25 protein-coding genes, 1 tRNA gene and 1 riboswitch are annotated in these 19,747 nt (G+C 57.6%); of the genes, 13 read left to right on the top strand and 13 right to left on the bottom strand.

The features are described 5' to 3' along the window. Positions 1–68 precede the first annotated feature (68 nt). Complete coding sequence (locus tag ACR0M3_RS06115) at positions 69–467, bottom strand: ATP-binding protein (RefSeq protein WP_480909981.1); 399 nt, start codon at positions 465–467, stop codon at positions 69–71. 484 nt (positions 468–951) lie between these two features. Beyond that, a tRNA-Lys gene (locus ACR0M3_RS06110) sits at positions 952–1,027 on the bottom strand. Positions 1,028–1,247: 220 nt separating this feature from the next. On the opposite strand from ACR0M3_RS06110, the gene dapF reads away from it, so the two are divergent. Both dapF and mtaB read left to right on the top strand, forming a co-directional pair. Then, positions 1,248–2,081 (top strand): diaminopimelate epimerase, encoded by an 834-nt coding sequence (dapF, locus tag ACR0M3_RS06105; RefSeq protein ID WP_480909980.1) that lies wholly within the window; start codon positions 1,248–1,250, stop codon positions 2,079–2,081. Continuing rightward, complete coding sequence (gene mtaB, locus ACR0M3_RS06100) at positions 2,078–3,334, top strand: tRNA (N(6)-L-threonylcarbamoyladenosine(37)-C(2))-methylthiotransferase MtaB (RefSeq protein ID WP_480482779.1); 1,257 nt, start codon at positions 2,078–2,080, stop codon at positions 3,332–3,334. Before dapF ends, mtaB begins: the two co-directional genes overlap by 4 nt. On the opposite strand, the gene ACR0M3_RS06095 is transcribed toward mtaB, so the two are convergent. The 6 genes from ACR0M3_RS06095 to petA all read right to left on the bottom strand — a co-directional run bounded on the left by ACR0M3_RS06095 (position 3,316) and on the right by petA (position 7,630). After that, entirely contained in the window at positions 3,316–3,861 is a 546-nt protein-coding gene (locus ACR0M3_RS06095; protein WP_480909979.1) for a helix-turn-helix transcriptional regulator, read from the bottom strand. The two genes, mtaB and ACR0M3_RS06095, sit on opposite strands and share 19 nt — an antisense overlap. Next, positions 3,858–4,433, bottom strand: a complete 576-nt coding sequence (locus ACR0M3_RS06090; RefSeq protein WP_480909978.1) for a cytochrome b/b6 domain-containing protein — start codon at positions 4,431–4,433, stop codon at positions 3,858–3,860. Before ACR0M3_RS06090 ends, ACR0M3_RS06095 begins: the two co-directional genes overlap by 4 nt. A gap of 5 nt (positions 4,434–4,438) precedes the next feature. Beyond that, positions 4,439–4,690: a PepSY domain-containing protein gene (locus tag ACR0M3_RS06085; RefSeq protein WP_480832147.1), complete on the bottom strand. Its 252-nt coding sequence runs from the start codon at positions 4,688–4,690 to the stop codon at positions 4,439–4,441. A 199-nt stretch (positions 4,691–4,889) separates the two neighbouring features. Beyond that, positions 4,890–5,681 (bottom strand): cytochrome c1, encoded by a 792-nt coding sequence (locus ACR0M3_RS06080; RefSeq protein WP_480482771.1) that lies wholly within the window; start codon positions 5,679–5,681, stop codon positions 4,890–4,892. A 17-nt stretch (positions 5,682–5,698) separates the two neighbouring features. Further along, positions 5,699–7,030: a cytochrome b gene (gene petB / locus ACR0M3_RS06075; RefSeq protein ID WP_267363184.1), complete on the bottom strand. Its 1,332-nt coding sequence runs from the start codon at positions 7,028–7,030 to the stop codon at positions 5,699–5,701. Positions 7,031–7,045: 15 nt separating this feature from the next. Next, positions 7,046–7,630 carry a ubiquinol-cytochrome c reductase iron-sulfur subunit gene (petA, locus tag ACR0M3_RS06070; protein WP_267363183.1) on the bottom strand — a complete coding sequence of 195 codons (585 nt, stop codon included), beginning with the start codon at positions 7,628–7,630 and terminating at the stop codon, positions 7,046–7,048. A 461-nt stretch (positions 7,631–8,091) separates the two neighbouring features. Between petA and ACR0M3_RS06065 the strand changes: the two genes are divergently transcribed. Beyond that, on the top strand, positions 8,092–8,538 hold the full coding sequence (locus ACR0M3_RS06065; protein WP_480909977.1) for a c-type cytochrome: 447 nt from the start codon (positions 8,092–8,094) through the stop codon (positions 8,536–8,538). A gap of 19 nt (positions 8,539–8,557) precedes the next feature. Here the strand turns inward: ACR0M3_RS06065 and ACR0M3_RS06060 are convergent, their stop codons facing one another. Then, positions 8,558–9,169 carry an FMN-binding negative transcriptional regulator gene (locus tag ACR0M3_RS06060; RefSeq protein WP_480487825.1) on the bottom strand — a complete coding sequence of 204 codons (612 nt, stop codon included), beginning with the start codon at positions 9,167–9,169 and terminating at the stop codon, positions 8,558–8,560. Positions 9,170–9,223: 54 nt separating this feature from the next. Further along, positions 9,224–9,371: riboswitch (FMN riboswitch) on the top strand. 130 nt (positions 9,372–9,501) lie between these two features. Here ACR0M3_RS06060 and ACR0M3_RS06055 point away from each other — a divergent pair. The 5 genes from ACR0M3_RS06055 to cobO all read left to right on the top strand — a co-directional run bounded on the left by ACR0M3_RS06055 (position 9,502) and on the right by cobO (position 13,453). Then, entirely contained in the window at positions 9,502–9,942 is a 441-nt protein-coding gene (locus ACR0M3_RS06055; RefSeq protein WP_480494934.1) for a 6,7-dimethyl-8-ribityllumazine synthase, read from the top strand. Between the two features lie 127 nt (positions 9,943–10,069). After that, positions 10,070–11,170 (top strand): chorismate synthase, encoded by a 1,101-nt coding sequence (gene aroC, locus ACR0M3_RS06050; protein WP_480482762.1) that lies wholly within the window; start codon positions 10,070–10,072, stop codon positions 11,168–11,170. Next, complete coding sequence (locus ACR0M3_RS06045) at positions 11,154–11,816, top strand: HD domain-containing protein (RefSeq protein ID WP_480909976.1); 663 nt, start codon at positions 11,154–11,156, stop codon at positions 11,814–11,816. The genes aroC and ACR0M3_RS06045 overlap by 17 nt, the downstream gene beginning before the upstream one ends. Positions 11,817–11,861: 45 nt before the next feature. Next, positions 11,862–12,797 carry a DMT family transporter gene (locus tag ACR0M3_RS06040; RefSeq protein ID WP_480909975.1) on the top strand — a complete coding sequence of 312 codons (936 nt, stop codon included), beginning with the start codon at positions 11,862–11,864 and terminating at the stop codon, positions 12,795–12,797. Positions 12,798–12,853: 56 nt separating this feature from the next. Next, a complete protein-coding gene (cobO, locus tag ACR0M3_RS06035) occupies positions 12,854–13,453 on the top strand; it encodes a cob(I)yrinic acid a,c-diamide adenosyltransferase (protein WP_480909974.1) in 600 nt (199 codons plus the stop codon). A 34-nt stretch (positions 13,454–13,487) separates the two neighbouring features. Here cobO and ACR0M3_RS06030 read toward each other — a convergent pair whose 3' ends face one another. The 4 genes from ACR0M3_RS06030 to ACR0M3_RS06015 form a co-directional block, all read right to left on the bottom strand. Further along, entirely contained in the window at positions 13,488–13,694 is a 207-nt protein-coding gene (locus ACR0M3_RS06030; RefSeq protein ID WP_267363171.1) for a hypothetical protein, read from the bottom strand. A gap of 172 nt (positions 13,695–13,866) precedes the next feature. Next, positions 13,867–14,232 carry an SPW repeat domain-containing protein gene (locus tag ACR0M3_RS06025; RefSeq protein WP_480772966.1) on the bottom strand — a complete coding sequence of 122 codons (366 nt, stop codon included), beginning with the start codon at positions 14,230–14,232 and terminating at the stop codon, positions 13,867–13,869. Positions 14,233–14,343: 111 nt separating this feature from the next. Continuing rightward, complete coding sequence (locus ACR0M3_RS06020; RefSeq protein ID WP_480538489.1) at positions 14,344–15,294, bottom strand: AraC family transcriptional regulator; 951 nt, start codon at positions 15,292–15,294, stop codon at positions 14,344–14,346. A gap of 109 nt (positions 15,295–15,403) precedes the next feature. Continuing rightward, positions 15,404–16,270, bottom strand: a complete 867-nt coding sequence (locus ACR0M3_RS06015) for a branched-chain amino acid aminotransferase (protein ID WP_480506925.1) — start codon at positions 16,268–16,270, stop codon at positions 15,404–15,406. Positions 16,271–16,429: 159 nt separating this feature from the next. On the opposite strand from ACR0M3_RS06015, the gene ACR0M3_RS06010 reads away from it, so the two are divergent. From ACR0M3_RS06010 to ACR0M3_RS05990, 5 genes are all read left to right on the top strand, one after another. Further along, positions 16,430–16,942, top strand: coding sequence for a MarR family winged helix-turn-helix transcriptional regulator (locus ACR0M3_RS06010; protein ID WP_480909973.1), 513 nt, complete (start codon positions 16,430–16,432; stop codon positions 16,940–16,942). Further along, positions 16,939–17,640 carry a response regulator gene (locus tag ACR0M3_RS06005; RefSeq protein WP_480909972.1) on the top strand — a complete coding sequence of 234 codons (702 nt, stop codon included), beginning with the start codon at positions 16,939–16,941 and terminating at the stop codon, positions 17,638–17,640. Before ACR0M3_RS06010 ends, ACR0M3_RS06005 begins: the two co-directional genes overlap by 4 nt. A 68-nt stretch (positions 17,641–17,708) precedes the next feature. Continuing rightward, on the top strand, positions 17,709–18,635 hold the full coding sequence (locus ACR0M3_RS06000) for a histone deacetylase family protein (RefSeq protein WP_480772969.1): 927 nt from the start codon (positions 17,709–17,711) through the stop codon (positions 18,633–18,635). Beyond that, positions 18,632–18,874 carry an exodeoxyribonuclease VII small subunit gene (locus tag ACR0M3_RS05995; RefSeq protein WP_267363166.1) on the top strand — a complete coding sequence of 81 codons (243 nt, stop codon included), beginning with the start codon at positions 18,632–18,634 and terminating at the stop codon, positions 18,872–18,874. Before ACR0M3_RS06000 ends, ACR0M3_RS05995 begins: the two co-directional genes overlap by 4 nt. Next, on the top strand, positions 18,875–19,741 hold the full coding sequence (locus ACR0M3_RS05990; protein ID WP_480546923.1) for a polyprenyl synthetase family protein: 867 nt from the start codon (positions 18,875–18,877) through the stop codon (positions 19,739–19,741). Positions 19,742–19,747 lie beyond the last annotated feature (6 nt).

Below are 19,747 nucleotides of genomic sequence, written 5' to 3'. Positions count from 1 at the left end.
TACAATCCGCGGCGAAGGCACTCAGCATTGGGCTGGAAAAGCCCTGTCGCATTCGAAAGGAAAGTGGCTTAAACGAGCACTTGGGGCGGCAAAAAAACGGGACAGGTCCAAACCACCTCATCGGCTCCCGCAGTGCGGGAAACTAACCTAATCGTGTTTCCCAGCTTGTGGGCAGCAAAACGGCCCACACCTTTCTCTCCCACAGGTGCTCGGCCCAGCTTAGTACGGGACCCACGTTGCTTTTGTTTTTCCTTGTGATCGTGCCCGGGAACGAACCAAATGTCCCGAACGGTCTCCAAAGACATGCCGACGCCGTTGTCGCGGACACTTATTGACGGAGTTTTGCCTTCAAGACCATCGATCCTGACTTCGACTTCTGTGGCGTCTGCGTCATAAGAGTTTTTTACGAGTTCGAAAACCGCCAGCCGTGGACTTCGGATCAGTTGATCGCCCAGAAGCTGAAGCAAGCGGGCTCGGGGTCGAAACTCTATCTGTATGTTTTCTGTCAAAAGCCAATGCCTTTGTCGCCTTAGGAAGTTATTTTCTTGGCGAACAATGTTAAGCCAACGCTAGTTCATTTTCGGTAATAACCGCAACACCCTACACCAACCAACAGCATAACTTGAGTGCAGCGAAATCGCAGGATTATCAAGTGGTCGGTAAAGCGTGCAGCGTTGATCGCCAGTAAATCTACGTTTTATCTTCGGGACTTTGTTGTCGTCACCAATGTCGAGAACGAGGACTGCGACCGTAGTGAACAGCAATCCTCGGCCCAATTCGCATATGGAACTTTTTGATTGCCTGAGTAGGCGAGCCAATACGTACGAAACCTGCCTCATTGAGAAGCTATAAATTCGGATGTTGAATTTGCGGACACCAGGCGGACACGAGTTAAACAAAATCAAGCGCCACCTTGGGTGGCTGCGTAACTTATTGATTTTATTTAAAAAGTGGTGAGCCGTGCAGGATTCGAACCTGCGACCCACTGATTAAAAGTCAGTTGCTCTACCAACTGAGCTAACGGCCCACTCTTTTATTGGATCTTCTCGATCCGTGGCGCTCTTTACGGCAATTTCCCAACCGGGTTCAAGCCCTTAATTTGCGCCTCGTTTCGCTGAAACAACCTGTGTTTCCGGCGACCCGATAGGCGGCCTACTTAGGCAGGTGGCGCAGGGGGGTCAACCCCTTTTTTCACGATTCGACGCGACAGGGTGGATTCATGTTCCGACCGACGCTATATCGCCGCCATGCAACAGAAACTCGATACCGGATTGCCCTTTGTTAAGATGCATGGGCTGGGAAATGACTTCGTCGTCGTTGACGCGCGCATGCAGGATGTTTCGATTACCCCGGCTCTGGCCCGAGGAATCGGGCATCGGCATTTTGGTGTGGGATTCGATCAGCTGGCCGTAATCGAAAACGGTGCGGCGGACGCGCATCTGGTGTTTTATAATTCGGATGGATCAACTTCGGCGGCGTGTGGCAACGCCACAAGATGCATCGCACGAATGTTGATGGATGAGACGGGCAAAACCCAGCTGACGTTGACAACCGAACGTGGAACACTTTTTGCGCAGGACGCAGGTGATGGGCTGACCTCGGTCAATATGGGTCTTCCTCAGTTGGAATGGCACGAAATTCCGCTGGCTGAAGAGATGGACACGCTGGAACTGCCCATCGAGGGAACCCCGACAGCGACGGGTATGGGCAATCCGCACTGCACGTTCTTTGTTGAAAACGCCGAGGCGATTCCCTTGGCCGAGTTCGGCGCGCGCTATGAACACCATTCTTTGTATCCCGAGCGCACCAATGTGCAGGTGGCTCAGGTTGTGGGTCCGGATCACATCCGCATGCGGGTGTGGGAACGGGGCGTGGGCATCACCCTGGCATCAGGGTCGTCATCCTGTGCAACCGCGGTGGCTGCGGCGCGGCGTGGGCTGACGGGGCGAAAGGTGCAGATTGATCTGGATGGGGGAACCCTTTGGGTTGACTGGCGCGAGGATGGTGTCTGGATGACCGGGTCAACCTGTCACGTCTTCTCGGGCACGTTGTCGCCCGAGTTCTTAGGGACGCTGGGATGAACCCGCCTAAATTCACCACATTGGGTTGCCGCCTGAACGCCTATGAAACCGAGGCGATGAAAGAGCTGTCGCAACAAGCCGGACTGACGGATGCCGTGGTGATTAACACCTGTGCCGTCACAGCTGAGGCTGTGCGCAAAGCGCGACAGGAGATCCGGAAACTGCGTCGCGAAAATCCGAACGCCCGGCTGATTGTTACCGGGTGCGCCGCCCAGACAGAACCCGACACCTTCGCGCAGATGGCCGAGGTCGATGCGGTGATCGGCAACACGGAAAAGATGCGGCCAGAAACCTGGAAAGGCATGGCCGCCGACTTTATCGGCGAGACCGAGGCCGTTCAGGTCGATGACATTATGTCTGTCACCGAAACGGCCGGGCACCTGATCGACGGGTTTGGCACACGCTCACGCGCTTATGTGCAGGTTCAGAACGGCTGCGATCACCGCTGTACCTTTTGCATCATTCCCTATGGCCGGGGCAATTCCCGCAGCGTGCCTGCCGGTGTTGTGGTGGATCAGATCAAGCGGCTGGTGGACCGGGGCTATCATGAGGTGGTGCTGACTGGCGTCGACCTGACCTCATGGGGGGCCGATCTGCCTGCACAGCCCAAACTGGGCGATCTGGTGATGCGCATCCTGAAGCTGGTGCCGGATTTGGCTCGCCTGAGGATCAGTTCGATCGACTCGATCGAAGTGGACGAGAATCTGATGCAGGCCATCGCAACCGAACCACGCCTGATGCCGCATCTGCACCTGTCGCTTCAGCATGGCGACGATCTGATCCTCAAGCGCATGAAACGTCGCCACCTGCGCGACGATGCCATTCGGTTTACCGAAGAGGCCCGGAAACTGCGCCCCGACATGACCTTTGGTGCCGACATCATCGCAGGTTTCCCAACCGAGACCGAAGCGCATTTCGAGAACTCGCTGAAACTGGTTACCGATTGCGATCTGACCTGGCTGCATGTTTTCCCATATTCGAAACGCGAAGGCACTCCAGCGGCTCGCATCCCGCAGCAGGTGAACGGCAATGTAATCAAGGATCGCGCAGCCCGTCTGCGTGCGGCTGGGGACGTTCAGGTCAGGAAACACCTGTCAGATCAGGTCGGCAAAACCCACCGGATCCTGATGGAGAACCCGCATATGGGGCGGACGGAACAATTCACCGAAGTTACGTTCAATGCACCTCAGCCCGAAGGCCAGATCGTAACCGCCCGAGCCATTGGGGCGATTGATCACAGTTTGGTTGTCTGAAGGTCCGCAGCCTCGCCATCTGCGATAAGCAATTCTTCCATGAATACGCTTATCAGCTGCGCTCGCCCGTCAACCCCGGCTTTGGCATAGATCGAGGCGGTCTGCGCGCGCACGGTTCCTACGGCCCGCCCCCGGATGCGCGCGATGTTTTCGTTATCCAGCCCTTTCAGAACCAATAGACCCACATCACGCTCGGCGGTGGTAAGTCCCCAACGGTCGAAGAACGTGTTGATGACGACGCTCATTTCACCCTGCGCGGCCTGTAGGCCAAGCTTGGTCTGTTCCACCCTTGCCAGCAGGCGTCGAAGTTCAATCATGAAAAAAACAACTCCGGCAAGCAAAACAAATGCGACAAAAGCCTCAAGACTTACATGGGAAGGCCCCTCGCCTTCCTTCAAATCCAGAGCGACGTCGCCAAGGTAAAACACCACGCAAAGTACCTGAACAACGATCATTATCGACATAAGTACAGCCCGGTGAGCGTCTGCATCGCCGGGCCGCCAAAGGCTGCTGATCCATTTGATCATTTGGTTGACCAATCCTCAGGTATATTCTTCCGCCCTGTTATCATAGCTTTTGCCAAAGCGACACCTGTTCGCCTCTGATCAATGACAACCCCGGCAACATGCAGCAGAACAGACAGCATCAGCCAGTTGAAGGCCAGTTCGTGCAGTTCTTCGACCCATTCGATGCCAAAGAACCGAACCGTCCCCATCATGAACCCTGTCACACACAAAGCCAGCAGTGTCGCCCAGAGGTTATAGACCATTAGGGCCCCCAAAGGGTTGTGTGAAAGGTGCACGCTTTGGTCACCCCGCCCCATGTCGCGCAGGTGGTTGAGTGCCGAACGGGGGCTGAAAGGGAAGGCTGCAAACCTGGCAAAAGCCGGACCCGTTAACCCCCAAAGCAACCGCAACAAGACCAAAGCCAGCACGACATAGCCCACATATTCGTGGAACGCGCCCTCGGGATTGGATATCGCCGCATTGATCAGAACGCACAAGGCTACGACCCAGTGAACCAGCCGGACCAAAGGATCCCAGACCTGAACTTCGTGGGCGCCTGTGCGCCCACGATGCATCAATTCTGTTTCGGACATTCTGGTTACTGATCCTCAATCTTGACGACTTTACCGCTTGCGGGATCAACGTAAACCTCGGCCAGTTTACCATCCTTGACGACATAGGCTTCGATCTTGCCGTCTTCCGCCTCGATTTTGCGGACATCGAATCCCATGCCTGTCAGCGTTTGCCGAATTTCGGCTTCGGACTTTCCAAGCTCGGCATCGGGTGCGAGATCCAGTGCCAATACCGGCGTTGCAAATAGAATTGAGGCAAAAAGAATAGGAAGTTTCATTGTCGTGACTCCGTGTTTCAGACAAACGGCAGTTGATCAGCCGTTGTGGCTGATGTGCGCCTGTGAAGCTGGCCAATCCATTGACCCGGCGCTTATTTCGGTCAAATAAGCGCGCGCTGATGGAGGCTTGGAAAAAGAAAACCCCCGCAACCTGACGGCGCGGGGGCTGATTTAGTAAAATCCGGTAGGACGGATCGGATCAATCTTCCTTGCGGAGTTTGCCCTTGTGCGGTGCCCAGAGGCGCTTGTTGACCAGGTACAGCAGCACCGACAGAACGGTCAGGAAGATGACACCGACAAAGCCTGCGTTCTTGCGGTCTGTCAGCTTTGGCTCGGCCGCCCACATCAGGAATGCGGCAACGTCCTCGGCCATATGCTCAACCGTGTTCGAGTGCCCGTCCGCGAACTCGACCTGCTCGTCAGCCAGCGGAGGCGCCATCGAAATCCAGCCGCCGGGGAAGGCGGTGTTTTCGTAGAGCACTGCACCCGCTTCTTCTTTTTCGTGGCCAGTGTAGCCGTGTAGCAGCGAGGCGATGTATTCCGGGCCACCCATGCCTTTGACCAGCTGGTTGATGCCCAGACCATAAGGCCCGTGGAAGCCAGCACGTGCCTTTGCCATCAAGCTAAGGTCCGGAGCGCCGACGCCGGTATTGGCCGGGAAGTGATCGGTGGGAATCGCCGGGCGGAAATCGTCCAGCTCGGGGTCGAAGACTTCGAAGTTGCCAGCAGCGTATGCGATGACTTCTTCTTCCGAGTAACCCAGCGCTTCCAGATCGCGCAGCGGCACATATTGCAGACCGTGGCAAGCCGCGCAGACCTCGGTATAGATCTGCAGGCCGCGTTGCAGCTGATGCTGATCCCAGGTGCCGAACGGGCCTTCGAACGAGAAGGCGAAATCTTCGATATGCTGCTCACCACCACCTGCTGCAATGGAAGCAGCAGGGGTCAGGGCCAGAGCAAACGCGGCGCCGATTGCAAGTTTCTTGAACATGTTTCCGGTCCCTCTTCTTACTCGGCCGGCGTGGCGTCGGCGTCAGCCTTGCCATAATGCGCGTTGAAGTCTTCTTCGATGGTCTCGGGCTGGGCCAGAGGTTTCTCGATCACACCAAGGATCGGCAGGATCACGAAGAAATAGGCGAACCAGTAGGCCGATGCGATCAGCGAGAAGGTCGCATAGGGTTCTTCCGCAGGCATCGCACCCAGCCACATCAGGGCGAAGAAGTCGATGATCAGCAGGTAGAACCACCATTTCAACATCGGACGGTACTTGCCCGAACGCACGCTCGACGTGTCCAGCCAGGGCGCCAGCGCCATGGCCAGGATCGCACCAAACATCGCCAGAACACCGAAGAACTTGGCGTCAACGATACCACCGGTGATGAAGCTGGCGAACTGAACAACCCAGACTTCACCGGTAAAGGCACGCAGGATCGCGTAGAACGGCAGGAAGTACCATTCAGGCACGATATGTGCGGGTGTCGCCAGCGGGTTGGCTTCGATATAGTTGTCCGGGTGGCCCAGATAGTTCGGCATGAAACCGACAACGGCCCAGAACACGACCAGGATCACGGCCAGCGCGAACAGGTCCTTGATCACGAAATACGGCCAGAACGGCAGCGTGTCTTTCTTCGCCTCGTCCTTCGAGCCGCGACGCACTTCAACACCTGTGGGGTTGTTGTTGCCCGTGGTGTGGAAGGCCCAGATGTGTACCACGACCAAAGCCGCGATGATGAACGGCAGCAGGTAATGCAGCGAGAAGAAGCGGTTCAGCGTGGCGTTATCCACCGCGGGTCCGCCCAGCAGCCAGGTCTGGATCGCGTCACCCACAAACGGAATGGCACCAAACAGACCGGTGATCACAGTCGCACCCCAGAAGGACATCTGACCCCATGGCAGAACATAGCCCATGAAGGCCGTGCCCATCATCATCAGGTAGATCAGCATGCCGACGATCCACGTGATCTCGCGCGGGGCTTTGTATGAGCCATAGAACAAGCCGCGGAAGATGTGGATGTAGACCGCAACAAAGAACAGCGATGCGCCATTCATGTGCAGGTAGCGGATGAAGTAACCGCCATTTACGTTGCGCATGATGTGTTCGATGCTGGCAAATGCCATGTCGACATGCGGCGTATAGTGCATCACCAGAATGATACCGGTGACAATTTGCAGCGCCAGGCAGAACGCCAAAACGATGCCCCAGATCCACCACCAGTTCAGGTTCTTGGGGGTCGGGATCATGAGGGTGTCATACAGCAGGCCAACAATCGGCAGGCGGCTGTTCAGCCATTTCTCGCCGTTTGTCTTCGGCTCGTAATGATCGTGGGGAATTCCGGACATAAGTTTGGGTCTCCCTTAGCCGAGTTTGATTGTGCCGTTGTCCACCCACTCTGCGGGCGGAATGGGCAGGTTCTCAGGCGCGGGGCCTTTGCGGATACGACCAGCAAGGTCGTAGTGTGAACCGTGGCAGGGGCAGAACCAGCCACCAAAGTCGCCTGCATCACCCAGAGGCACACAGCCGAGGTGGGTACAAACACCCATCTGGACGACCCATGCACCCGGCGCTTCGCCTTCCGGCGACGGCATCACACGGTTTGCGTCGGTCGCAGGGGCATCGGCGCTCAGGTTAAAGTTGCGGGCCAGCGGATCGGGCAGCGCATCAACACCTTCGGCGTCCTGTTTCTGAGCTTCCTGAATCTCGGCACCGGTGCGGTGACGGACAAAGACGGGTTTTCCCAACCATTTGACGGTCAGCTGCGTACCCGGCTCAACACCGCTCACATCCACACGGATCGAGGACAGCGCCTGAACGTCTGCCGATGGGTTCATTTGGTTGATCAGGGGCCATACGGCTGCACCCGTTGCAACGACACCTGCGCCGCCAGCGACGTAGTACAGGAAATCTCTGCGGGTGCCTTCGTGGTCTTCTGCGTGGGACACGAGGTTATCTCCGATTGTCTGGCGCCCGCGGACGGGCAAATAGCTCGCGCACCGCACGAATGCGGTGTCTTAACCGCGCTTACTATCGGGGAGAATAGTGTTCGTCCAGCGTTCATAAACGCGCAATACGCCGCATGTGTCGTTTCCAGCAGCTGCGGAGAGTGTTTTTTGGTGAATCTCGCGTGCGACTTTGTCGGCAACTTCGATTCATGCGTCATTGATTCGCTTTCGCACCCCGCCTTCCGCCACCCGGGTTGGGTATTTGAAGCCTGTCCTGGGTGCCGCTGATTTGCGCCCAAAAGGTACATAATCAAGACTTCGAAACGGAGATTGTTTTCAGCAAAAACATACTCGCTAAATAGATGATTTAAATTACAAATTGCACGCGCCTCACCTGTTGCACTTTCCGCGCGAATAAAGGACAGCGCAAAAGGCGTGCGAACTCCTGCAAGGAGACCCCAATGTCAAAGATCATTCTGGCCGCTGCCTTGTGCACAATGGCCCTGCCCTCTCAGACCCTTGCCGCGGGCGACCCCGCGAAAGGTGAGGCGATATATAACCGTTGTTCTTCGTGTCATGCGATCATCAAGGATGGTGAAGTTCTGGTCAAAGGTGGAATCACCGGCCCGAATCTGTATGGCGTCGTCGGTCGCGTGGCCGGGTCCGAAAACGATTATCGCTATGGCAGCGAGCGCCTGCCGATCGGCATGTTCACGGATGACATGATCCGTGCCGGCGAAGCGGGTCTGGTCTGGACCGAGGAAAACATCGTTGCTTATGCGCAGGATCCGATCGGCTACATCAAGGAATTTCTGGATGACGAAACTGCCCGTCCGAACATGAGCGTCAAACTCAAGACCGGTGCAGACGATATTGCCGCTTATCTGGCTACCTTCAGCCCCCAGTAAACCCGGCGCCTGATGCTGGTTAAGCCTTGTGCATCAAGGCGGCCAGCCGGGCGATTTCACTGCCAAAGCCAGAGGACACCTGATCAGCGGCAGCATTTCGCGCACCTTCGGGTTTGTTCTGACCAAGCTTCCACGTGCCCTGAATATCTTCAACCTGCATGCGGCACGGAACGATCATGCGCATCATCTTGTTCAGCGCGTCCGAGGACATTTTTCCCGTGACCCATGGGGCCTTGGGCAGCAGCCGCTTTTCGTAGAATGCAGATTGGCGGTCAAGTACGTCACGCAACTCGTCCTGCGGGCGTAGCTCAAGCTTTCCGATCAGGTGTACGGCGACATAATTCCATGTCGGAACCTGATCTTCGACCCCGTACCAATCGGGCGAAATATATGCATCCGGCCCCTGCACCGCGATCTTTGCGCGCTGCGGTTCGTGCAGCGCACGCACGATAGGGTTCGAGCGCACAAGATGCAGGTCAGCCATTGATCCGTCTTCGGACAACAAAAACGGGACATGACTTAATAACGGGCCCTCTTCCGCAGAGAGTGCCAGAACGCCAAACGCCCGGTCGCGGGCGAATTCAACATGACGCGCACGATCCTCGGCGCGAAAAACGGGGTTAGGGTGCATGAGTGTCCTCCTGTCAAATCTCTTGCAGCGTCGGACAGTTCTTGGCAAGGTCCGCCTCGTTCTCAGGGCGGGGTGGAATTCCCCACCGGCGGTATGCGGGCCACGACCCGTAAGCCCGCGAGCGGCCCCGGTTTTCGGGGTGTCAGCAGATCTGGTGAGACGCCAGAGCCGACGGTCAAAGTCCGGATGAAAGAGAACGTGCAAGCCGCGCCGGTGAACCGGCGTGCCTGCTCGTGATCGCCTTGGGTGACGTGTCATGCCGGGCTGGCAGCTAAAAGTGGGAACCGGTTCTCGCGACTGCCAGCAGGCCACCAAACTGAAAGGAGATCATGATGACACACACCCGCTATGCTTTTGTAAAAGCCAACTGGCATTCCGATATTGTTGACCGCGCGCTCGACGGCTTCCTCGAACTCGTCCCCTCGGAACAAGTCGATGTCTACGACGTTCCCGGCGCGTTCGAGATGCCCCTGCTGGCCCGTGATCTGGCCCGGACCGGGCGCTATGCCGCCGTCGCCTGCGCTGCCTTTGTCGTTGATGGCGGCATCTACAGGCACGATTTCGTTGCGCAGGCCGTGGTCGATGGCCTGATGCGCGCCGGGCTTGATACAGGGGTTCCTGTCCTTTCGGTCTCACTGACCCCGCACCAATATCAGGAAACTGATCATCACAATGCGATCTACCGCGACCATTTCGTACAAAAAGGGCGCGAAGCGGCTCAGGCCGCGCTGATGATCTCGGAAACCCGTGCGAAAGTCGCGCAGGCCGCCTGATCTTCATCTTTTCGAAAATACTCAAAAATGCGCCGCCCGACGGGCGGTGTTCAAACCGTCAACGGCCAAATCCGCTTGAGGCCGGGGGCCTTGCCCGCTAATCACGATCCGCAAAGGAGCACGCCCCATGTCGATGAACAGCTTTGGCCATCTTTTCCGCGTCACCACCTGGGGTGAAAGCCATGGGCCCGCCTTGGGCGCCACTGTCGACGGTTGCCCGCCGGGCGTTGCGATTGACGAGGCGATGATCCAGCACTGGCTGGACAAGCGCAAACCGGGGCAAAACAAGTTCACAACGCAGCGGCGCGAACCGGATCAGGTCAAGATCCTTTCTGGCGTGTTCGAAGGCCAAACTACAGGCACGCCCGTGCAACTGATGATCGAAAACACCGATCAGCGCTCGAAAGACTACGGCGACATCATGGACAAGTTCCGTCCGGGCCATGCCGATATCACCTACTGGCAGAAATACGGCATCCGCGATTATCGCGGGGGTGGGCGCAGTTCAGCCCGGGAAACCGCGTCGCGCGTGGCCGCGGGTGGACTGGCGCGCGAGGCCATCCGGCAGATTGCGCCGAATGTGCAGATCACCGGCTACATGACCCAGATCGGTCCGCACAAGATCGACCGCGCCAAATTCGACTGGGCGCAGATTGAACAGAACCCGTTCTGGGCGCCTGATGAACAGGCGGCCGGGGATTGGGCGACCTATCTGGATGACCTGCGCAAATCCGGCAACTCGGTCGGGGCCGTGGTCGAGGTTGTGGCACGCGGTGTCCCCGCAGGGCTTGGGGCGCCGATATACGCCAAGTTAGACACTGATCTTGCGGCTGCGATGATGTCGATCAACGCTGTCAAAGGTGTCGAGATCGGCGAAGGCATGGCTGCCGCCGAACTGACTGGCGAAGCCAACGCCGACGAAATCTTCATGGGTCAGAATGGTCCGCAATACAGCTCAAACCACGCAGGTGGGATTCTGGGCGGCATCTCGACCGGGCAGGACATTGTCGTGCGCTTTGCGGTAAAACCGACCTCTTCGATCCTGACCACCCGCAAAACCATTACAAAATCCGGTGAAGAGACCGAGATCATCACCAAGGGCCGTCATGACCCCTGTGTTGGCATCCGCGCTGTCCCTGTCGGTGAGGCGATGATGGCTTGTGTCATCCTGGACCACCTACTGCTGCACCGTGGTCAGATCGGAGAAAACCGTGGACGGATCGGCTGATCTGCGCGCGCGTTTGCGTGCCATTGTCGCGCAACGCATGGAAACTGATCCGGCCCATGACCTGGCCCATCTGGATCGTGTTTGGACCAATGCTCAGGCCATTGCAGACGCTCAGGTGGACATCCCCGTCCTGTTGGCAGCCTGTTATCTTCATGATCTGGTCAACCTACCCAAGAATGACCCGAACCGACTGTTTGCCTCACGCCGGTCAGCTGCTGAATCAGGGCCTATTCTGGCAAAACTGGGCTTTTCCGACGATCAGGTTCAGGCCGCGCAACATGCGATAGAGGCCCATAGCTTCTCGGCCAACATCCCACCCGAAACGCTCGAGGCCCGGATTCTGAGGGATGCGGATCGCCTTGACGCCTTGGGGGCCATTGGGATTGCGCGCACATTTTCTGTATCAGGTGCTTTGGGGCGCGTTCTCTATGATCCGGCTGATCCATTCGCAGAAGCGCGCCCGCTGGACGATCTGCGGTATTCGATTGATCACTGGAAGGTTAAGCTGCTGACCCTGCCGGACGACATGCTGACGGATGCTGGCAAGCAGATTGCGCAGGTAAGGGCGGGCCGAATGATTCAGTTCCTTGAGGATTTTGCAGCGGAAATTGGCGCATTGATACCGAAGTCGTGGACCATCACCTGATCCACCCCGTTGATCTTTTTTCTGCAAAGGCGCAGGGTCGCGCCGATGACAAAACCCTTAACATCGCATCGACCTTTGCTGGCTGTGGCGCTGAAGCTTGGCGCGCTGTTCCTTTTCACGTCGATGTCGGCCCTGGTCAAAGCCTTATCTGACGATTTCCCGCCGGGCCAATTGGTGTTCTTCCGGTCCCTGTTTGCTATTCCGGTCATCATTCTGTGGCTGACCGCGCGCCGAGAGCTGGCGCAAGGCTTTGTCGTCAAGAAACCCATGGGGCATTTCTGGCGCGGTGTTCTGGGGACCAGCGCCATGGGGCTGACATTCACCGGCCTTAGCCTGTTGCCGCTGCCCGAAGTCACCGCAATCGGTTACGCCACGCCGATCTTCACCCTGATTTTGGCCGCCGTGATGCTGGGTGAGCGCATCCGCATGATTCGCATCGGTGCCGTGGCACTTGGGTTGCTTGGCGTGATGATCATGATCTGGCCCCGGCTTGGCAGCACTCAGATGGAAACGGCTGCAACCATCGGAGCGCTATGCGTACTGGGCGCGACCTTTGCCCGGGCCTTCGTGCAGATTCACATCCGCCAACTGGTCAAGGTCGATCACCCTGCTGCAATCGTGTTCTATTTCTCGCTGACAGCGACGCTGCTTTCGGCGCTGACGGCGATCTGGGGATGGACAATGCCTACCCTGAATCAGGCTCTAATACTGATCACCATGGGGCTAGTTGGCGGAGTTGCACAGATTTTGGTCACGTCCTCGTATCGGTTTGGACAGGCATCGATGCTGGCACCTTATGACTATGCAACAATGCTTTTTGCGATTGTGATCGGTTATTTCGCGTTTGATGAATTGCCCACCGTTGCGATCCTGATCGGGGCCGCATTGGTGATCGCAGGCAATGTTGTTGTGATCTGGCGCGAACACCAGCTGGGGCTGGAGCGTGGCAAGGCGCGGTCTGTCACGGACCCCAAAGCGTGACTTTACCTTTTGCATTCTTTCCCTAGGTTGGGCCGGACAATCAAAGAGGTTCCCCAATGAGCGACGCGCACGACCACAAGGAAAAGATGCAAAAGGTGCAGGCCCAGCACCGCAAGAAAGTGTCCGAGGCCGTCGACCCCGAACGCGGCCTTGTTCTGATCAATACCGGCAAGGGCAAAGGCAAGTCATCAGCGGCCTTTGGCGTGGTCATCCGCGCGCTTGGTTGGGGTCAGAAGGTCGCCGTGGTGCAGTTCATCAAGGGCAAGTGGAAAACCGGCGAGCGTCGTTTCTTCGAAGAACGTGATCTGGTCACCTGGCACACGATGGGTGAGGGGTTTACCTGGGATACACAAGACCGCGAACGCGACATTGCAGCCGCCAACGCCGCCTTCGACAAGGCTTGCGCCCTTATGGCAAGTGGCGAATACGATCTGGTGGTTCTGGACGAGATCAACATCGCGCTTCGCTATGAATATCTCTCGGTCGAGCAGGTGATAGACGGGCTGAACGCGCGTTCGGACAAGACGAGTGTGTTCCTGACAGGCCGTGACGCACCGCAGGCGCTGCGTGATTATGCAGATCTGGTCACCGAGATGACCGAAGAAAAGCACCCGTTCCAGGCGGGAATCAAAGCCCAGCGCGGGGTGGATTTCTGAACCTTGCAACAGCGCAGCCCAAACTGCTGCGCTGCTATCCTCTGCCGCTTCGCACAGTTTCAAAGATATATCGCAACGACTTGCGTTGATGCGCGGTGCCTTGTGTGCGGGCTTCTTCAGCGGTTGCTGTGTCCCGGTTCTGGCGGTCGGCATAGGCGCAATAGTCGCCTTCGCAACAATTGCACCCGCACGCAACCAGCGCATCATGCCGGGCCATGATTTCGTCAAGCGTGTCTGTCATCTGTGACCTCACCCCGCGCAGGGATAAATCTGATGAATTCAGTCGGCTTTTTCAAGTAAATTCGCCCGACCGGTCAACACGCTTCTCTGCTCTGAGCCGCCGATTTACAAAACGGGCGGCTCAGCTATTTCGGTAGTATTTGGACAAAGTTGCCAGTGCTGAGGAACAGCGCTCAGGCAGCGACTTCCTGCTCGGGCGCGCTGAGCGAGATGACGAGAACCACAGCCGCACCGTTCAGCCAGTAGAACGCCGCATCCAATCCTGAAAACCCCAGTACACTGGGTGCAAACAGAAAGGTGATGCCGACAATAAGGTCCACGGCCAGGTGAAATTTATAGGGTAGAACGCGCCAAATTCCCAAATGGTGGTCGGTCAGAACTGTCAGGACAAAGGCGGCGACGCCGGTGACAACCGAAAGCCACAGCGCCATCGGGTTGGACTGACCCAATCCCAGCAGGAATGGCAGTGTCATCAGGGCAATGGCAACCGGGTAGTCCAGATACGCGTGGACAGAGCGGGTAACGAAACGTAGGGACATAGGATTTTCCTCTTTTCAATCAGTGATGAAAGAAAGATAGAAAGCCTGACCCGAACGCTGAATTCTCGATCGTTTCAAAAATCTTGCAGATCGTACAGAACTCTTGGCGTATTAGTGCATGGATCTGTATGCGGCTGGCGACAAGCCGACCTGCTTCTTGAAAACACGGGAAAACGCGGCCTCAGAGGCATATCCAACTTCGGCTGCTGCATCTGCCACGTTCCATCGTGCCTCTGTAAGGCCATGGCACGCAATCTGCATGCGCCAGTCGGTGAGGTATTGCATCGGCGTCGTGCCCATCTTCTGGGCAAACAACTGAGAGAAGGCTGTGCGCGACATGCCGGATTCGCGTGCCAGTGTTGCAACGCTCCAGTCTTGCGCTGGCGCTTGGTGGAACGCCGTCAAAGCGCGTGAGATGCGCGTATCCGCAAAGCCCGCAAGGGCGGTGTCCTGCGGGCTTTGCCGTTCCAAGTAGGTTCGGATCGCCTGCGCAAACAGAACTTCGGACAGCTTCAGTGCGATCAGATCGCCGCCAATACGGGCCCCAGACACTTCGGATCCGATCATGCGCAGGGTCGATTCCATCCACGATCCGGCCTCTTCACCATAATTCTCGATCAGGATGTAGGGTGGCAGGCGGTCGATCAGCATATGCCCGGTGCCTTTTCGCCCTGCTGGGCCGGTGAAAGAAAAATGGCCGCAGATCAGTTGCGTGTCCCGGTCCTCGTCTGCACCGCCATAGACAAGGACGCCATCGCCCTTGTAGCCGGCAATCTCAAGAACCTGTTCCAGAGGAAGCGCATCCGGTGGCCTGACCTCGGCACACAACAACGCATGTGGCGCCCCATGAGGGATCAGGATCAGATCCCCCTGCCGCAGCCTCAACGTTTCTCCGGTGGATGAGACATGGACCTTGAGCTCACCCCGTTGAACAAAATGAAACCGCGCGACGTTTTCGAATTCCGGCACCTGAATACCAAATGGTGGTGTGAACGAGGTGCGGAAGTAGAACGTGCCACGCAGGGACAGACGGGTGAGAATATCGCTGAGAAGATCCAACATGCGGTGAAGATACGGGAACTGACCCGATCGTCCAGATCACGGAACGCTTTGCACGACAATTTGCACGATCTGCAACAAAAACCCCGCCGAAGCGGGGTTTTGCAAGTTATTACGAGCGGACCAGTTTTTCGTAATCTTCTGCGATTTCGCGGGTCAGGTCGCCGACTTCGAAAGTGTAATCTCCGATTTGCCCGACCGGAGTGACCTCGGCGGCGGTTCCGGTCAGCCAGCACTGTTCGAAATCAGCCATTTCTTCGGGCTTGATGCGCCGCTCATGCACAGTGATGCCTTTATCCTTCAGCATCTGAATGACGGTCTGACGGGTGATGCCGTTCAGGAAGCAATCCGCCAGCGGGGTGTGAACCTCTCCATCCTTGACGAAGAACACGTTGGCACCTGTTGCCTCGGCCACGTAACCACGCCAGTCCATGAACAGCGCGTCCGAGCATCCCTTGGCTTCGGCCTTGTGCTTGGAAATGGTGCAGATCATGTAAAGGCCCGCTGCCTTGGCGTGGACCGGGATGGTTTCCGGGCTGGGGCGTTTCCATTCGGCGATGTCCAGTTTTGCGCCCTGCATCTTGGCGTCGCCGTAATAGGCGCCCCAGGGCCAGACCGCGATGGCCATCCGTACCGGGTTGCGGGCCGACGCCACGCCCATGTCTTCGCCAGACCCGCGCCAGACCAATGCGCGGACATAGGCATCCTGAAGGCCACTGGCTTTCAGGGTCTCTTCCTTGGCCGCTTCAATCTGATCGACGGTGTAAGGCATCGGCATGTCCAGCGCCTCGGCGCTGGCGATAAGACGTTCGGAATGTTCGCGGCTTTTGAAAATCTTGCCGTTATAAGCCCGTTCGCCCTCGAACACGGATGAGGCATAGTGCATCGCGTGGGTCAGAATATGCACATTGGCATCGCGCCAGGGCACCAGCTTACCATCCATCCAGATGACACCGTCACGATCATCATACCCCGCCATGCGAAACCTCCTGAACCGGGTTAAATTTCCGATTGTTGCGCTACTTAGGTCCGATGCGGACACAATGTTGCGCAAAAACTGCGATTCGATACCGCTCCGCCCTTGGAATGTCAATAACGCTGACATAAAGTCAAACCCGAGTAACGAATGAGGCATGATATGTCCGAAATCCGCCTAGCCCCGCGATATGGGGGCGAGAGCCTGTTGTTTTTGACGGATGAACAGTTGCGCCAGGGGATCGAGGCCATGTTCTTTGCCTATCGCGGCTTTACCGCGGATCCTGATCGTATCCTGTCCGAGATGGCCTATGGCCGCGCCCATCACCGCGCGATCCATTTTATCAACCGTGCTCCGGGCACCACGGTGAACAATTTGCTGGCGATCCTCGGGGTTACAAAACAGTCTCTGAACAGGGTTCTTCGGACATTGATCGAGGATGGTCTGGTGGAAAGCCGGGTCGGAACCGTGGATAAACGCGAACGGCACCTATTTCTGACGGAAAAGGGCGAAACGTTGGAGGCCACGTTGTCAGATGCGCAACGAACAAGAATGCGCGCAGCCTTCAAGGATGCCGGTCCCGAGGCCGTGGCCGGGTTTCGCAAAGTACTTGAAGCAATGATGGATGCTGATATGCGTCATGCCTATACGAAATTGCGGGATACGAGTTCATGAGCGAAATGGATGCCCATCTGCTGATTGTTGATGATGACGAACGCATTCGCGATCTGCTCAAGAAATTCCTGATGCGAAACGGGTTTCTGGTGACAGCGGCACGGGATGCGGCCCATGCGCGGCGGGTTCTGTCGGGATTGGATTTCGACATGATCGTCATGGATGTGATGATGCCGGGCGAAGATGGCGTCAGCCTGACCAGATCGCTGCGTGACACCCATACGACACCGATCCTGTTGTTGACCGCCAAGGGCGAGACCGAGCATAGGATTGCAGGGCTTGAAGCCGGGGCAGATGATTATCTCGCCAAACCTTTCGAGCCGAAAGAGCTGTTGCTGCGGATCAATGCGATCCTGCGCCGAATGCCGGAAACCCCGGCCAAGGAAACAGCGGCGAAGATCCTGCATCTTGGTCCCATCCGGTATGACATTGAACGCGGTGAGATGTGGCAGGGTGAAATGCCGGTCCGCCTGACCGCAACCGAAAGCCAGCTGATGAAAATTTTCTCGGCCCAACCGGGCGAGCCGATCAGCCGTGCAAAACTGGTGGAAGATCTGGGCCGGGATAAAGGACAGGCGCAAGAACGTGCCGTGGACGTGCAGATCACCCGCCTGCGCCGGAAGATCGAACAGGACCCGAAACAGCCCCGGTATCTGCAGACAGTCCGGGGCGCGGGCTATATGCTGGCGCCCGATTGAATGGGCCGCTGCGCGGCGATTAATGCCTTCGGCGAGGATATTTTTAGCCAGATGAAGATGGGATCCCGATGAAAACCGCCCTTTTGACACATGCCGATTGCCTTGGACATGTCACACCCCAGGGTCATCCGGAACAGGTGGCGCGGCTGGAGCATATCCTGCACGCGCTGGAGGGGCTGGATCTGAAGCGCGTGACCGCTCCGCTGGCGGCAGACGATGATTTGCTGCGTGTTCATCCCGAAAGCCACATCCGCGACATCAGATCGTCGCGCCCCACTGACGGGTTTGCGCAGATCGACGGGGACACCTTCATGTCGCCGGGTTCCGTGGATGCGGCCTATCGCGCGGCGGGTGCGGCGGTGCGGGCCGTTGATCTGGTTTTGGGCGGTGAGGCACCGAACGCATTTTGTGTCATTCGCCCACCTGGGCACCATGCCGAAGCCGAGAAAGCCATGGGGTTCTGCCTGTTTGGCAACGCGGCGCTGGCTGCGAAACACGCGCTGGATTACCACGGGCTGAAGCGGGTCGCTGTGGTCGATTTCGACGTTCATCATGGCAACGGCACGCAGGATCTGCTGTGGGATGAAGATCGGGCCCTTGTGATCACCAGCCAGCAAATGCCGTTATGGCCCGGATCGGGCCGCCCGGACGAGGCAGGCGCTTACGATAACGTTCTGAATATCCCGCTGGCCCCGGGCACCGGCGGGGTTGAGATGCGTTCCGCCTATGAAACGCAGGCCTTTCCGCGCCTGCGGGCGTTCCGGCCGGAGCTGATCATCATCTCTGCCGGGTTCGATGCGCATCAGGACGACCCTCTGGCCAATCTGAACTGGTCGACTGGCGATTTCGCCTGGATCACGGCAGAGCTGTGCGGGATAGCCGATGAGGTGTGTCAGGGCCGTATCGTCTCGACTCTGGAGGGCGGGTATGATCTGAACGCACTGGCCGAGGCGACACGCGCCCATGTGGAAGAACTGATGAAGGCAGCACGATGACCGATACCCCAGTTGAGCAGATGACATTCGAGCAGGCCATGAAAGAGCTTGAGACCGTGGTTGGTCAGCTTGAGCGCGGCGACGTGGCGCTGGATCAGTCGATTGCGCTTTATGAACGCGGGGCCGCTTTGAAAAAACGTTGCGAGGACGAGTTGAAGCGGGCCGAGGAAAAAGTGGCCGCGATCACTCTGGACGCGAATGGCCAACCGACCGGGACCACACCTGTCGAAGGTCAGTAAATGTTTCAGGAAAGACTGGCGCAGGACGCGGCGCGCCTTCAGGATCATTTTGACCTGATAATGGGCGCGCTGGACGATCTGGATGTGACACGGGCAATGGCCTACGCCACCCGGGGCGGTAAGCGGCTGCGCGGGTTTCTGGTTCTGGAAAGTGCGCGCCTGCACCAAATCGACGAGTCCCGCGCGATCTGGCCCGCGACCGCGATAGAGGCCCTGCACGCCTATTCGCTGGTTCACGACGATCTGCCCTGCATGGATGACGACGATCTGCGGCGCGGACGCCCCACGGTGCATGTGAAATGGGATGAAGGCACGGCTGTACTTGCCGGGGACGCGCTGCAAACACTGGCCTTTGAGCTGTGTACCCGGCCGGAGGTTGGAGATGCAGAAATTCGCGTTGATCTGGCACTGACACTGGCCAGGGCAAGCGGTGCGCAAGGTATGGTTTTGGGGCAGGCGCTTGATATCGCGGCGGAAACCGCTTCTGAGCCTCTGACGCTGAATGCGATAACACAGCTTCAGGGCGGCAAAACGGGCGCTTTGATCGAATGGTCCTCCTGTGCGGGTGCGCGTCTGGCGAAAGCGGATCCAGAGCCCTTGCGCCAATATGCCCGAGCCCTTGGTCTTGCTTTTCAGATTGCAGACGACATCCTTGATGTTGAAGGTGATGCTGCAAAGGCAGGCAAACGTCTTCAGAAAGATGCGGATGCGGGAAAGGCCACTTTCGTATCGCTTCTGGGTTTGGATGCTGCCAGAACCCGCGCCAGTGAACTTGTTGATCAGGCCTGCGCCGCACTGGACGGGTATGGCCCAACGGCAGAAACCTTGAAGGAAGCCGCTCGCTTCGTTATTGCCCGGGACAGCTAAGCCAGG

It is taken from the genome of Ruegeria sp. O5 (genome assembly GCF_056535105.1).
Note: the sequence above shows the minus strand (reverse complement) of the source record. Positions and strands in the feature narration are given on the sequence as shown.